This window comes from Hymenobacter properus (genome assembly GCF_015694735.1).
GTDB classification, from domain to species: domain Bacteria; phylum Bacteroidota; class Bacteroidia; order Cytophagales; family Hymenobacteraceae; genus Hymenobacter; species Hymenobacter properus.
Genome location: NZ_JADQDP010000007.1, coordinates 34795 through 48057 on the forward strand (window position 1 = coordinate 34795; position 13263 = coordinate 48057).

General features: G+C 62.3%; 13 protein-coding genes. 4 read left to right on the forward strand and 9 right to left on the reverse strand.

The window, feature by feature from the left end; all coding sequences use genetic code 11:
• Window positions 1-287: 287 nt before the first annotated feature.
• The 3 genes from I2I01_RS21415 (at window position 288) to I2I01_RS21425 (ending at window position 3370) form a co-directional block, all read left to right on the forward strand.
• Complete coding sequence (locus I2I01_RS21415) at window positions 288-1034, forward strand: class I SAM-dependent methyltransferase (RefSeq protein WP_196288574.1); 747 nt, start codon at window positions 288-290, stop codon at window positions 1032-1034.
• Between the two features lie 115 nt (window positions 1035-1149).
• The gene (locus I2I01_RS21420) at window positions 1150-2310 is read left to right on the forward strand and encodes a CaiB/BaiF CoA transferase family protein (RefSeq protein WP_196288575.1); all 1161 of its coding nucleotides are present in this window, start codon (window positions 1150-1152) and stop codon (window positions 2308-2310) included.
• 139 nt (window positions 2311-2449) lie between these two features.
• Window positions 2450-3370, forward strand: a complete 921-nt coding sequence (locus I2I01_RS21425) for a hypothetical protein (RefSeq protein WP_211538087.1) — start codon at window positions 2450-2452, stop codon at window positions 3368-3370.
• A 175-nt stretch (window positions 3371-3545) separates the two neighbouring features.
• Here I2I01_RS21425 and trpS read toward each other — a convergent pair whose 3' ends face one another.
• The 6 genes from trpS to I2I01_RS21455 all read right to left on the reverse strand — a co-directional run bounded on the left by trpS (window position 3546) and on the right by I2I01_RS21455 (window position 8305).
• The gene (gene trpS / locus I2I01_RS21430; protein WP_196288576.1) at window positions 3546-4523 is read right to left on the reverse strand and encodes a tryptophan--tRNA ligase; all 978 of its coding nucleotides are present in this window, start codon (window positions 4521-4523) and stop codon (window positions 3546-3548) included.
• Window positions 4524-4565: 42 nt separating this feature from the next.
• Window positions 4566-5195 (reverse strand): hypothetical protein, encoded by a 630-nt coding sequence (locus tag I2I01_RS21435; RefSeq protein WP_196288577.1) that lies wholly within the window; start codon window positions 5193-5195, stop codon window positions 4566-4568.
• Between the two features lie 37 nt (window positions 5196-5232).
• A complete protein-coding gene (locus I2I01_RS21440) occupies window positions 5233-5979 on the reverse strand; it encodes a queuosine precursor transporter (RefSeq protein WP_196288578.1) in 747 nt (248 codons plus the stop codon).
• Window positions 5980-5987: 8 nt separating this feature from the next.
• The gene (locus I2I01_RS21445) at window positions 5988-6899 is read right to left on the reverse strand and encodes a ribonuclease Z (protein WP_196288579.1); all 912 of its coding nucleotides are present in this window, start codon (window positions 6897-6899) and stop codon (window positions 5988-5990) included.
• Window positions 6900-6991: 92 nt separating this feature from the next.
• Window positions 6992-7366, reverse strand: coding sequence for an STAS domain-containing protein (locus I2I01_RS21450; protein WP_168675310.1), 375 nt, complete (start codon window positions 7364-7366; stop codon window positions 6992-6994).
• Window positions 7367-7438: 72 nt separating this feature from the next.
• Window positions 7439-8305: a DUF4198 domain-containing protein gene (locus I2I01_RS21455; RefSeq protein WP_196288580.1), complete on the reverse strand. Its 867-nt coding sequence runs from the start codon at window positions 8303-8305 to the stop codon at window positions 7439-7441.
• Between the two features lie 34 nt (window positions 8306-8339).
• Between I2I01_RS21455 and I2I01_RS21460 the strand changes: the two genes are divergently transcribed.
• Window positions 8340-8585 (forward strand): hypothetical protein, encoded by a 246-nt coding sequence (locus tag I2I01_RS21460; RefSeq protein ID WP_196288581.1) that lies wholly within the window; start codon window positions 8340-8342, stop codon window positions 8583-8585.
• Window positions 8586-8627: 42 nt separating this feature from the next.
• Here the strand turns inward: I2I01_RS21460 and I2I01_RS21465 are convergent, their stop codons facing one another.
• The 3 genes from I2I01_RS21465 to I2I01_RS21475 form a co-directional block, all read right to left on the reverse strand.
• Complete coding sequence (locus tag I2I01_RS21465) at window positions 8628-10466, reverse strand: glycosyltransferase (RefSeq protein ID WP_196288582.1); 1839 nt, start codon at window positions 10464-10466, stop codon at window positions 8628-8630.
• Window positions 10467-10747: 281 nt separating this feature from the next.
• Complete coding sequence (locus I2I01_RS21470; protein ID WP_211538088.1) at window positions 10748-12079, reverse strand: carboxylesterase family protein; 1332 nt, start codon at window positions 12077-12079, stop codon at window positions 10748-10750.
• A 168-nt stretch (window positions 12080-12247) separates the two neighbouring features.
• The gene (locus tag I2I01_RS21475; RefSeq protein ID WP_196288583.1) at window positions 12248-13147 is read right to left on the reverse strand and encodes a YitT family protein; all 900 of its coding nucleotides are present in this window, start codon (window positions 13145-13147) and stop codon (window positions 12248-12250) included.
• Window positions 13148-13263: the final 116 nt, after the last annotated feature.

Below are 13263 nucleotides of genomic sequence, written 5' to 3' on the forward strand. Positions count from 1 at the left end.
GATGCCGTGGTCAGCAAACCGCTTGATTTGAGGTAAAGATACGAGGGTGGAGGCTGTTGCGCTTCAGCGGATGAATGAGTGGAAAAGAACGTCATGCCGGGCGCCGTTTGTCATCCTGAGCGCCGCGAAGGACCTTTTCATGGCAGAGCAAATTTCTCTCACGTGAGAAGGTCCTTCGCGGTGCTCAGGATGACAGGCGAGGGAATTACTATCCCAGCGAGATGCCTCGGCTGCGCTCGGCATGACGTTCTTTACGGCGTCCGACTCGCTTCTAACCTGCCCCACCCATGCCCACCCTCGACCGTTTCTCCACCCAGGCTGCCGACTACGCCCGTTACCGCATCGACTACCCCGCCGCGCTCTACGACTGGCTGCTGCCGCAGGTGGAAAGCCGCGAGCGGGCCTGGGATTGCGCCACCGGCAACGGCCAGGTAGCTGTGGTGCTGGCCGACAGCTTCGTGCGCGTGGATGCCACCGACCTCAGCGAAAAGCAGCTGGCCCAGGCCGCGCCACGCCCCAACATTCACTATCAAACGGCCCAAGCCGAGCATACCTCGTTCCCGGCCCAGCGCTTCGACCTCATCACCGTGGCGCAGGCCGTGCATTGGTTCGACCACGCCGCGTACCACGCCGAGGTGCGCCGCGTGGCCCGGCCCGGCGCCGTGCTGGCCGAGTGGGGCTACAATTTCTGCCGCACCGACAGCGCCGCCCTCAACGCGGCCCTCGACCGCTTCCACGACGAAACCTCGGCCCCGTACTGGGACGCCAACCGCCGGCACATCACCGAAGAATACGCCCGCATTCCCTTTCCCTTTGCCGATGTGCAGCGGGCGCGTTTCGAGGAAAAACGGCAGTGGACGGTGGCCGACATGCTGGGCTACCTGGGCACGTGGTCGGCCGCGGCCAACTATGCCAAGCAGCACCACGGCGCCGACCTTGTGGCGCTGGTGGCTGAGGAGCTGACGCAGCTTTGGGGGCCAGGCACGCGAGAGGTGACATTTCCGGTGTTTATCCGAACCGGGCGGGTAGAATAACAATGTGTCCTAACCACCAAGCCCTACCGGCGCACAATCACCGAGGCCGCGCGCCGTCCTCAACTGTAAGTCATCGCAGCTAAAAGCCAGTCAATCCGCATAATCCGATAAATCCGTGGTTCAGACACCCTTTGCCCACCTCCGCGTACTGGAGTTAGCCTCCGTGCTGGCCGGCCCGCAGGTGGGCCAATTCTTTGCCGAGTTGGGCGCCGAAGTTCTGAAAATTGAAAGCCCCGCCGGCGACGTCACCCGCACCTGGAAAACCAGCGCCGAAACCTCCGGCGCGCAAGCAACTCATGATGCTTCGGTGTCGGCCTATTTCGCCGCTTCTAACTGGGGCAAGCAGTCGCTGGTGCTCGACCTGACCACCGCCGCCGGCCAGGCCGAGTTGCTGCAGCTAGCCGCCAAAGCCGACATTGTGCTGGCCAGCTACAAGCCTGGTGACGCTGAAAAGCTCCGCGCCGATTACGCCACGCTTTCTGCCGAAAACCCACGCCTCATTTACGGTCACCTCACCGGCTACGGCCCCGAAAACGCCCGCGCCGGCTACGACGCCGTGCTGCAGGCCGAGGCCGGCTTCATGTACCTCAACGCCGCCGGCCCGGGCCAGCCGCCCCAGAAAATGCCCGTGGCGCTGATTGATTTGCTGGCCGCGCACCAACTAAAAGAGGGCCTGCTCACGGCTCTGTTCCAACGGGAGCGCACCGGGCGCGGCGCGCTGGTGCAGGTGAGCTTGCTCGACAGCGCCCTGGCCTCGCTAGCCAACCAGGCGGCCACCTACCTCGTGACGGGCCACGACCCGCAGCCGCTGGGCTCGGGCCACCCTAGCATCGTGCCCTACGGCACCGTGTACCGTGCCGCAAACGGCCGCCAACTGGTGCTGGCCGTGGGGTCTGATGGACAATTCCGCCACCTATGCGCTGCGCTGGGCCGGCCTGACTGGGCCATCGATGCCCGCTTCCAGACCAACGCCGCCCGCGTAGCGCACCGGACCGAACTGGAGGCGCTGCTCACCGCGCGCATCGCCGAAGTGAACGGCGACGAGCTGCTGGCCAAATTGGAGCACCGGGCAGTGCCCGCCGGGGCCGTGCGCACGGTGGGGGAGGCCCTGGCCCAGCACTCGGCACAAGTCATGCTGCTGCCGGGAGCCAGTGGGGTGCGGGCGGGCTTGCGCACGGTGGCGTTTCGCAGCCCGCAGTGGCCGGCAAAGGCTGAACTGAGCGCGCCGCCGCCCTTGAATTCAGGGCCCCACAGTCCGCAAAAGACGCTGGGCTGAGTTGCGGCTGTAACTGTAGCCCGGCTTCCTTGCGTACCCTTGGCTACGCAGCGGCATTTGAGTGAAGCGGTTGCGGGAGAAAATCAAGTCTTGTTTTTTGGCGGCGCTGTGGTTTCGAAAGCGCCTTGACTGTATCAGAATGGCTAAATCATCCAGCAAAAAAGGGGCAGAACCCGAGTCGTTCGCACCGTCCGAAACCGCGGCTGTGCCTCAGCAGGAGCCTGCGCCCACCGCACCCGTTAAAAAGAAAACCACCAAGCCGCGCAAGGAAGCCGCGCCCAAAACCGCCGCCGTGCCGCCCACTGCCCCGGACACTGGCCACCGCGGCGCCACCGCCACCAACAACGAGCCCACCGCCGAAGCCGGCTCGCCCGTGGCCGCGCCCGCCGACCGCCTCGACCAGATTTTTGAGGGCCTCAAGCAAAAGTCGGTGGCCAAGCAGGCCATCTACCGCAACACCCAAGCCGCGTTCGACTGCCTGCGGCTGGTGTCGCAGGAACTGGTGGTGGAACTCTCGCGCAAACTCACGCCCCTCGATTCAAGCGTCGTCATCGAATACCGCTCCATCAATGACATGGAGTTTCACATCAAATTTTCGGGCGATTTACTGGTTTTCGTGATGCACTCCAACGTCGTCACCTTCCCCGATGACTACGGTCCCATGCCCAGCAAATACGTGGAGGCCGACTTCAGGCGCCGCTTCTTCGGACACATCATGGCCTACAACTTCATGGCCGACAGCATCAAATACCAGCGCCTCAACGACCCCGGCTACCTCGTGGGCCGCCTTTTAGTTAACATCGAAAACCACTACTTCCTTGAAGGCGTGCAGCAGCTGGAGCTGCCCGACAACGACATGTCCGACAACCCCATCACGCCCGAAGCCATGCGCCTATTCGTGGAAAGCGCCATGATTGCCGCCGTCAACAACGACCTGATAGCGCCGTTGCTGCCCGAGATTCAGAAAATCAGCGTGAAGCAGAAGGTGGAAAATCAGCAGGTGAGCCGCGGAAGCAAGGTGGGCTTCAGCTTCTCGCACCAGCAGCCTTACGAGGCGTAGCGTCTGTCATTGCGAGGGCGCAGCCCGTGGCAATCCGTCCTCTCAGAACCCGACACGCTCTTTTACCAGAAGCCCCGGCACTGCGCAGTGCCGGGGCTTTGTCACATTAGAAGGCTGGTTGCTGATAACAGGACGGATTGCTTCGGCTGCGCCTCGCAATGACAGGCGCGAGGCCCTACGCCGGGCTGTAGCCCACTTTCTGGCGCACTTTGGCTAGCACGCCGGCGCCGTATTCCTGGGCGCGCTTGGCCCCGATGGCCAGCGCCGCATCCAACTCCGGCAGGTTGTTCATGTAGAAATCGAACCGCTCGCGCTCCGTCGCAAAGCGGCGCAGAATCAACTCATACAGCTCCTTTTTGGCGTGGCCGTAGCCGTAGCCCCCGGCCAGGTAGTTCTGGCGCATGGTTTCAACCTCGGCCGGCGAGGCCAGCAGCGAGTACAGCTTGAACGTGACGTCCTTGCCCGGGTCTTTGGGTTCTTCCAGGGGGGTGCTGTCCGAAATGATGCTTTTCACGGCTTTCAGCAGCTCTTTTTCAGGGGCAAAAATGTCGATGATGTTGCCGTAGCTCTTGCTCATCTTCTGGCCGTCGACGCCGGGCACCAGCATCACCTGCTCGTCAACCCGGGGCTTGGGCGGCACCAGCGTTTCGCCGTAGCGGTTGTTGAAGGCCTGGGCAATGTCGCGAGCAATTTCGAGGTGCTGCACCTGGTCTTTGCCCACGGGCACGAACTCGGCGTCGTAGAGCAGAATGTCGGCGGCCATGAGCACGGGGTAGGTGAATAGGCCGGCGTTCACGTCCGACAGCCGGTCGCTCTTGTCCTTGAAGCTGTGCGCGTTGGCCAGCATGGGGTAGGGCGTGAAGCAGCTCAGGTACCAGGTCAGCTCCGTTACCTGCGGCACGTCGGACTGCCGGTAAAACAGGTTTTTCTCGGTGTCGAAGCCGCAGGCCAACCACGCGGCGGCCACGGCATAGGTGTTGGCGCGCAGCACGGCGGCGTCGCGCACGGTGGTGAGCGAGTGCAGGTCGGCGATGAAGTACAGCGAGTCGTTGGCCGGGTTTTTCGACAGCTCGATGGCCGGGAGAATGGCGCCAAGCAGGTTGCCCAAGTGGGGGCGGCCGGTGCTTTGGATGCCGGTGAGAATGCGGGACATGTGTGGTATAAGAGGAGAAATTAGGCCCGAAGAGGGCCGCTGCTATTGGCCGGCGTTGTATTCCTGAACCAGCGCACGGAACTCGGATTCGTTTTTAGGTTGGTTGCTCAGCTTCTTGAGCAGTTCGGGGCGGCCGGCAAAGTAAGCCGTCATCACTTCGCGGTACTTTTTGGCCCCTACCGGCACCATGGTGGCATTGTCTTCGCCTTGCCGACGCAGCAGGTACACCACGGTGTTTTGCGGCGATGAGCTCCGGCCAGCGCCGCCGGGAGCCGCATAGCCCATGCCGGCGTAGAAAACCTGATACTGCAGAAGCTCCAGCTTGCCGGTTTCCACCACTTTGGCAAACTCGTCTTTCTTGGTCATGCTCATCGACATGGGCATGCCCGAATCGAGCTTGATGCTGTGCAAGAGTACATAATGGTCGGGGCCGAGGTCAAACGAGCGAACCTGCTCGGGCGAATACGCCTGGCCCTTCTTGCCGGCTTTGCTGGCGGGGTCGGCCGCCGCGTCCTTCACAAGCAGTTTTGGGTGGTTGCCGGGCTGGTATTCGAGCTGGCCAGCGCCTTTGGTGCCGTCGGCCAGTTCATACGAGCCGGCTACAAAGTTGCTTTGGGCAGCGCCAAGCACAGGACACAGGGCCGCAGCCAACGAAAGCAGAAGTACACGCACGAAAAAAGGGCTTAAGTGAATAAGCGGGTAAGTTAGCTCAAACCGAAACATTAGCCGTTGCTTCCTCTTGCAGCTCACTAGTTTCTTCGGGGCCTAGGTACCGGTCAATCAGAAAATGCGCCAGGTAGAGCACCGGCGTGAGCAGAATGGCCGCCGCGAACTTATACCAGTAGTTGGTATTGGCCACGCTCAGCACCTGCTGCAGGCTCCAGTTGCCGAACACGTAAAACGCCACATACAGCACCACAAACGAATCGACAAGCTGCGACACCAGCGTGGAGCCCGTGGCCCGCAGCCACACGTAGCGTCCGCCCGTAGCCTTGCGCAAGGCCGCAAAGATGGTGGCATCGAGCACCTGCCCCACCGCAAAGGCCACGATGGACCCGGTGATGATGCCCAGGCCCTGCCGGAAAATGCTCTGGTAGGCAAAATCGATGTTGAACGGCCTGCCCAGGTTGTCGGTCTTGTTCACATCGAGCCAGAAGGCCGCCGGCGGCAGCTTGGTGGTGAGGTAAATAACCCCAAAGGCGAACAGAATCAGGGCCATGGTCAGGTAGCTCACGCGTAGCACCCCGGCCTTGCCAAAATATTCGTTGATGATATCGGTGGTCACAAATACCACCGGCCAGATGAGCACGCCCGCCGTCAGGTTGTCGTCGCGGCCCAGCAGCGGCAGCAGCGAGAATATCTTAACCCCAATGATTTCGGCTAGCAGCGCATTCACAATGAAAATGCCGCTGAGCACCAGGTAAAGCTGCTGTTTTTTGTGGGTGAAGGTGTTCATGCGAAAAATTACAAGTTCACCGTCAGGCCTTCCGTCGCTAGCTCGGCCGTGGGGTACACGGCCTGGGCCTCTTCCAGAAGCGGCCCCAGCGTCTTGTAGCGGCTGGAGAAGTGGCCGATGAGCAAGCGTTTCACACCGCCCGCCACGGCCATTGTGGCTGCCTGCCGGGCCGTGCTGTGGTGCGTTTGGGCAGCGCGTTCGCGCAGCTCTTCCAGGAAAGTGGCTTCGTGGTAAAGCAGGTCGGCACCCTGGATGAAGTCGGCCAGGGCCGGCGTGTAGAGCGTGTCGGAGAAGAAGGCGTAGCGGCGCGGGGCGGGAGCGGGGGCCGACACGTCGGCGTGGCGCACGGCGGGATGCTGGTCGTCGGCCGGCAGGTCTTCGCCCTGGGCCAGGCGGGCCAGCTGCGCGGGTGTGAGGCCCGGCGGCAGCTTCTCTTTCAGCAGGTTGGCGCGGCGCGGTTTTTCGGCAAAAAGGTAGCCAGCGCAGGGAATGCGGTGGCGCATGGGCAGCGAGGCCACCGTAATCAGCTCGTCCTCATACACCACGGCGTGCGCCTCGGTATCGACCGGAATGAACTCCATGACGAAACCCAACTGCATGTTCGATACCCGCGCCTGCGTCACCAGCACCTCGTCGAGGCCGGGCGGGCCCACCACGGTGAGCGGCGCGGTGCGGCCCTGCAGGTGCATGGTGCCCAGCAAGCCAAACAGGCCAAAATAATGGTCGCCGTGCAGGTGGGAGATGAAGACGGCACGCAGGTGGTGGGGCCGCACCCGGTATTCGAGCATCTGCCACTGCGCGCCCTCGCCGCAGTCAATCAGGTAGCTGATGGCGCCTACCGTGAGCACCTGCGCCGTGGGGTGGCGCCCGGCGGTAGGCGTGGCCGAGGCCGACCCTAATATCTTCAGCTCGAAGGTCATACGTTGGAAAAGCGGCAAGCCGCAAGCTAGTGTCCTGGCTAAAAGCAGAACAGCAGCTTGCGGCTTGAGCTTATAGCTTGCGGCTAAAAAATCTACTCCTTGTCCGTCAGGTCGCGCTCGATGGCGTGCAGAAACACCCGGTCAATGCCTTCTTCCACGGTGGGCAGGATGTGCAGCACCGATTCCAGCTTGCTGATGGTGATGAGCTTAAGCACGTGGTCTTGCAAGCCGGTGAGCACCAGCAGGCCGCCCGTCGAGTTGCACAAGCGGTTGGCAATCAGGATGGAGCTGAGCCCCGACGAATCCGTGTACTTCACGTTGGTGAGGTCCAGAATCAGGTTGTTGATGCCTTCAGCGTTTAGCTTCACAAACTCCGATTTGAGGTCGGGCGCAACCGTGGTGTCGAGCTTCTTCTCCTCAATCGTGATGATGGTGTAGCTATCTTTTTTATCAATCGTGTACTTCATACAGCGTAAGCGGGTGGAGTAAGGGAACGGCGAAGGTAAATAAAAAACCCAGAAGTCCGGGTGAAGTGTGGTTTAATGTTTGACGCCCGGCCGCAGCGGTGCCGCCGGCCCGGCAAACGTGAGCGAGGCCCAGGTCGATTGCCAGTCGGCGCGGTCGCGCAGCCCGGCCGTAGCCGGGCGCATGTCGACGGTCGCCAGCAGGTACGGTCCTGGTCCGGACAAACGTAACAAGATGCGGCCGTTTTGGTTGGCGCGGGTGGTGTAATGCGTGGTGGGCAGGCCCCCTGGCTGCCGTTGCCACACCTGCACGGCCGCCCCGAAAGCAGGCTTGCCGGCGCGCAGCACCCGCACGGTCAGGGACTTGTCGAGGGCTACGCGGTAGGGGTTCTGCTCGGGCACCAATTCCAACGGCAGGCCGTACACGTGGCGGCAGGCGCTATCGGTAGCGGGCGAGGTGGCGCCGGCTTCGCCCACTTGCACCAGGGCTTTGGCGCAGCGGCGGTAGGTTTCGCGGCCGGGCTGGTCCATCTGCTCGTTTTCCTGGCGCAGCTTCAGGGCATAATCCAAACCCTCCTCGCGCAGGTAGGCGGTGAACTGGTCGGCGGGCAGCTCCAGGAAAGAATTGGTGGAGCGCAGCAGCACCACGTGGGTGCCGGGCTGCCGAAAGTAAAAATCGGTGCGGAACGTGTCGGTTTCGGCGGCGTTTTGGGGTGTGAGGTTGGTGCTGTCGGCCGGAGTAGGGCCGTAGCGCACCAGGCGCAGCACTTTGGTGGCCTTAGTGGTCCAAGGTTTGCCCGCGAAGTCGGCGCCGATGAAGGTGTGCACGTGGGCCGTGGTGCCGGGCGCGAGGCGGAAGCGCGGCGGCTCTAGCCAGAACTCGTGGGCGAGGGCGGCGGTAAAACTCAGAAATGCTAGAAGACAGGCGAATAAGCGTGTCATGAAATCGGCAAGTAGTAGGATTAGCTAGCTTTGCATGATGCTGCTCTTTTCTCCACTACTTCTTTTGGGTGATATAACCGGCCTGCTGTGGTTGGTAGGAATTGTTTTGGTGGTGGCGTTCCTGGCAATTCTGGTTGGTGTCGTTCTTGTAGGAAGGGCAACGTTTGTGGCTGACGCTCCCTCCGAGTCAGCCAAATCCAAGCGCAAAACAATATTGGCAGTAGTAGCCCCTATTCTGGCCTTTATCATTTTGTGGCACCTGCTGTCCGGTCTTTTTTGACGCGTCTCAGCCTGCATGTAACTGCTGGCGATGACGCGGGTCTTACATCCGCTCCAGCGCCAGCGCGTAGGCCCGGTCGTAGTGCACGCGCAGGTTTTTCCAGTCGAAGAGTTCGGCTGAGCTTTCCACAGCGTTGCGCTGCATGATGCGCTCGCGGCGGTTGAGCTGCACGAAGTCCCAGAGCATGTTGCACAGCTCCTCGGCCGATTCGTCGAAAGATTTTTCCTGGCGGTGCACCACGAAAATGCCTTTCTGCTCGGGTTCCGGGATGGTTTGGAGCACGTAATCGCCGAAGCCCGACAGGTCGGAGGTGATGGCGGGCACGCCGCGGGCCACGCATTCGAGCGGGGTGTAGCCCCAGGGCTCGTAGTAGCTGGGGAACACGCCCATGTGGCAGCCGCGCACAAACTGACCGTACTCCATGCCCAGCAGGGGCGAGGCCGGCGACACAAAATCGGGGTGGTACACCATTTTCACCCGGTCGTGCTTGTGGTTGAGCAGGCTGGCCCGGCGCATGAAGTTCAGGATGTCGTCGTCCTGGTCGTTTACCAGGTTGTGGGTGATGACGGGGGGCAGGGTGTTGGTTTTCCAGCTTTGCAGCGTGCGGCGGTAGCGCAGGCGCCAGTAGTCGTCCACCATGGCGCTGAGGTCGGGCAACTTGTGCTCGGAGCTGGCGGCAGCGGCATAGAACAGGCGCTCACCCACCTGCCGCTCAATGGCCTGGCAGGTTTCGTGCACCTCATCCAGCAACGCGCGGCGCTCCAGCACCTGCGGGTTGATGCTGGTGTAGGGCCGTTTGGTAATGAAAAACATCACCACCTGGCCATCCAGGCCGCTTTGCTGGATGCGGTGGTTGAGGCGGGCCAGGGCTTCCAGGGTCAGGTCGAAGCCTTTGTTGTGGTATTCGTAGCGGCCCGAAGTGAAGAAATACAGCGTCTTATCCAGGTCGAAGGCATACGACTGAAAGAAGTGAGCCATCACAAATTCGTGAATCTTGGCTTTGTACTGCTGGTGCAGGTTCTGGAATTCGTGCAGGGCCACGAAGCGCTCGATGTTGAGGCCATTGGGCAGCACTGCGTCGGGAATGCGGTCGAGCAAATAGATGCACTCGCGTACCGTCAGCTCGCTCACCGTGGTGAAGACGTGGCTGCCGTGGGCGGCGGCGCGCTCCATGCGCACGGCCGGCTCGATGTTGAAGTGCTTGGCCTCTTTTTCCCAGTTCACCCACATCAGGTGGTCGTAGAAGGCCGGGTCGTTCATGGCCAGGTAGCGGCCCAGCAGGGTGGCGTGGGTGGTGAAGAGCAGGTGGGCCGGCACCTGCAGGCGCCGCAGCTCGGGAATGGCCACGCCGGTCATCCACTCGTGGAAGTGGCCCAGCAGGCGCTGCGCGGGCTTCACCTGCGCCGCCACGTGCTGGAAAAAGATGGTGGTGAGGTGCCCAAAGGCAATGACCTGGTGCAACAGGTCGTCGTTATCGGGCGAAGGAATGCCGTGGCGCTGCCATAACTCCCCTTTCAGCTGGCCCAGCTTGGGGTAGGCCAGGAAGGGGTTGATGAGCACCACGCGAGGCCGCCCCGTCACCAGCCAGGTGCCAATCTGTACATCGTAGCCCTGGGCGCGCATGGTGCGCACCGCCGCCCCATAAGGGTCGGCAGCGGTGTGCACGGCCAGGTCGTCGTAGGGCTCAAACTCGCCCTGGGCCATGTTGGGGAAGTAGGGGCCGAGCAGGCAATATCGGTCGCCCCAGGCGGGCACAGTGGCCGGCACCTTCGAGCGAATAACGGTGTAGATGCCGCCCACCTGGTTGCAGACTTCCCAGGCCACTTCCACAAGCAGCGAGTCGGGAAAGTGGGCTTCGGGGGCGTTGGCGGTGGATTGCATAAGGGTGGGGCGAAGAACAGCGGGTTAGAACGTGGCGAAAGGTAAGCCGATTTAAGCCGCACCTACCAACGGCGGAAGGCTTTTTTCAGGGAGTTAAATGAATTATTGCCGGGACAGCAGTTGCCCGGCCACCAGCCACTGCGTGTGAAATCTCTAGGAATTGATTTAAAGTCATCTGTCATCCTGAGCGCAGCGAAGGACCTTCTCCCGATAGAATAATGAGCATTCTATTGTGAGAAGGTCCTTCGCTGCGCTCAGGATGACAGAAGGTTACGGCCACGCTACGCCTTCACTACTTCCAGCACCCCCGGAATTTCAACCCGTTCGGGCAGCACGCCGGTGCGCGCAAAGTCAGCCCACCGCTGCCGCACCTGCCGGCCGGCGGCGTCAACTTCTTCCCAATCGGCCTCGCCCAGCAGCGGTGTGGCGCTCCAACTGGCGCGGTTGCCCAGCAGCAAAGGCAAATCGACCACGTGCGCGGCCCCAAATGGGCTGCCGGGCGGCTGGTAGGTGAGTATAAACCGCCAGGCCTGGCCGCCTGCCCGGGCCTGCCGCACGGCAAACGCCTGTGCCGGCCCCAAATAGATGCGGCGCGACGTGACCTCGGTGAGCAACCGCACCACCCGGCGGCCCGCCACCGGCAAATGCTGCAACCAATTGAAAGTTGGGTCGATGACGGCAAAAAAGCGCGTTTCCTCGGCCGTGGCGCCGATGAGAATGTCGATGTGCGGGGCCACACCAGCCCAAATGGCGTCAATTTCAGTTTCGGGCGGCAGCGGCGTGGCGCCGTATTGCGGGCCGAAGGGCATGCCGCTTTTCAAACCCTGCCAGCGGGCGGCCCGCATCACAGCGCTTTCGCGGGCCAGCACTTGCGCCACCAACGCGGTAGGGGCGAACGGGCCCATCGCCCGGCTCATGGCCTGCAGCATGCGCTGGCGTCCCCGGGTGAGCCCCAGCGGCGCGCTGTGCAGCATCACGCGCCGGAACAGACTCGCCGCGCCCTCCGTCAGCATGAGTTGGGCAATGGCATCGGCCCCCGACGAGTGGCCGAATAGCGTCACCAAAGCCGGGTCGCCACCGAACGCGGCAATGTTGCGCTGCACCCAGCGCAGGGCCTCCAGCAAATCGAGCAAGCCCAAGTTAGGCGGCGTGCTGCCGCTGCCCAGAAACCCGAACAGCCCCAGCCGGTAGGTCACGGCCACAAACACCACGCGCTGCTCGGCTACCCAGGTGGCGGGGTCGTAAATAGCCAGGTCGCCCGCGCCGGATACGTAGGAGCCGCCGTGTACCCACACGATGACCGGCAGATGTTCCCCAGGCTTGCAGTCGGCGGGCAGGGTAATGGACAGGCGCAGGCAATCCTCGTCGAAGCTCAGGGCGGCGAATAGGTCCCCCATCACCTGGTCCACGCGCGGGTCGGCCAGCTGCGGGCAGGCGGGCGCAGGCGCTGTGGCCAGGATGGGCGCCGTAGCGGGCAACTCGGGCACCGGCGGCTGAAACCGCGCGGCGCGGGCGTAGCGGATGCCCGTGGCACGCAGCACCGGCCCATCGGCCCGGCCGATGATGGTGCCGGCAGGGGCGAGGAAGGTGGGTGCGGGGGCAGGAGGAAGCAAGAGGAAAGGAGCTTGAGGGCAGAGGTAGTTAAACGAACTATACAGAACGTCATGCAGAGCGCCAGCGAAGCATCTTTACCGCGCAACGCAATCCGAATTATAAGGATTAGTATCGAGGTAAATATGCTTCGCTGGCGCTCTGCATGACGTTCTGTTTTGCTGCAGGCTTTAATGCAGCGCCCGCTTCTTAATAATGCCACCCTGCGCGTCATCGATGCGATACTGCACGATGAAGGCGCGGGGGTCGACCTCTTGCACGGCGGTGCGCAGGGCGGGCAGCTCCAGGCGCGTCACCACGGTGAAGACGATGTCGCGCTCGATGCCCATTTCGCCTCGCTTGCCGTAGCCCGATTTGCCCTGGTACATCGTGACGCCGCGGCCCAGCTTTTCGGTGATGACCCGGCGGATGTCGTTGCTATACTCCGACACGATGGTGACGCCCGTGTATTGCTCGATGCCGTTGAGCACGAACTCCAGCACGCGGGCGGCCGCAAAGTAGGTGAGCATGGAATACAGCGCCGGCTCGGTGCCCAGCACCAGCACGGCCACACCGAAGATGACGACGTTGAGAACAAGGATTAAGTCGCTGACTTTGAGCAATACCAGGTAGCGGCTCACGAGAAGGGCGGCAATTTCGGTGCCGTCGAGCACGGCCCCGCCGCGCATGGCCAGCCCGATGCCCGCCCCGATGAACACCCCGCCGAACACGGCCGTGAGCAGGCGGTCGGGCGTCACGTCGGGGAAAGGCACCACGGCCAGCACCAGCGCTAGCCCGCCAATGCCAATGGCGCTGCGCAAGGCAAAGCGCCGGCCCAGCTGGTTATAACCCAGCGCGATAAAGGGCAGGTTGATAACGAGAATCAAAATGGACAGCGGCAAACGAAACACCGCCGCCAGCAGCATCGAAACCCCGGTCACGCCGCCGTCGATGAAGTGGCTCGACAGCAGGAACGATTTGAGGCCGAACGCGGCCGACATTACCCCGGCGGCAATGAGCAGCGCATTTTTTAGTTCCGAGTTGGGGACGTTGGCGGGCTGGGCGGGCGGAGCGGGAGCAGATGGATTCATAAGCAGAAGTAGGAGAGTGATTCCGGTCAAAGAACGTCATACAGCGCGTAGCGAAGCATCTTTACCGCGGCAGTAATCCAATCGACAGGGGTTACTATTGCGGGAAAGATGCTTCG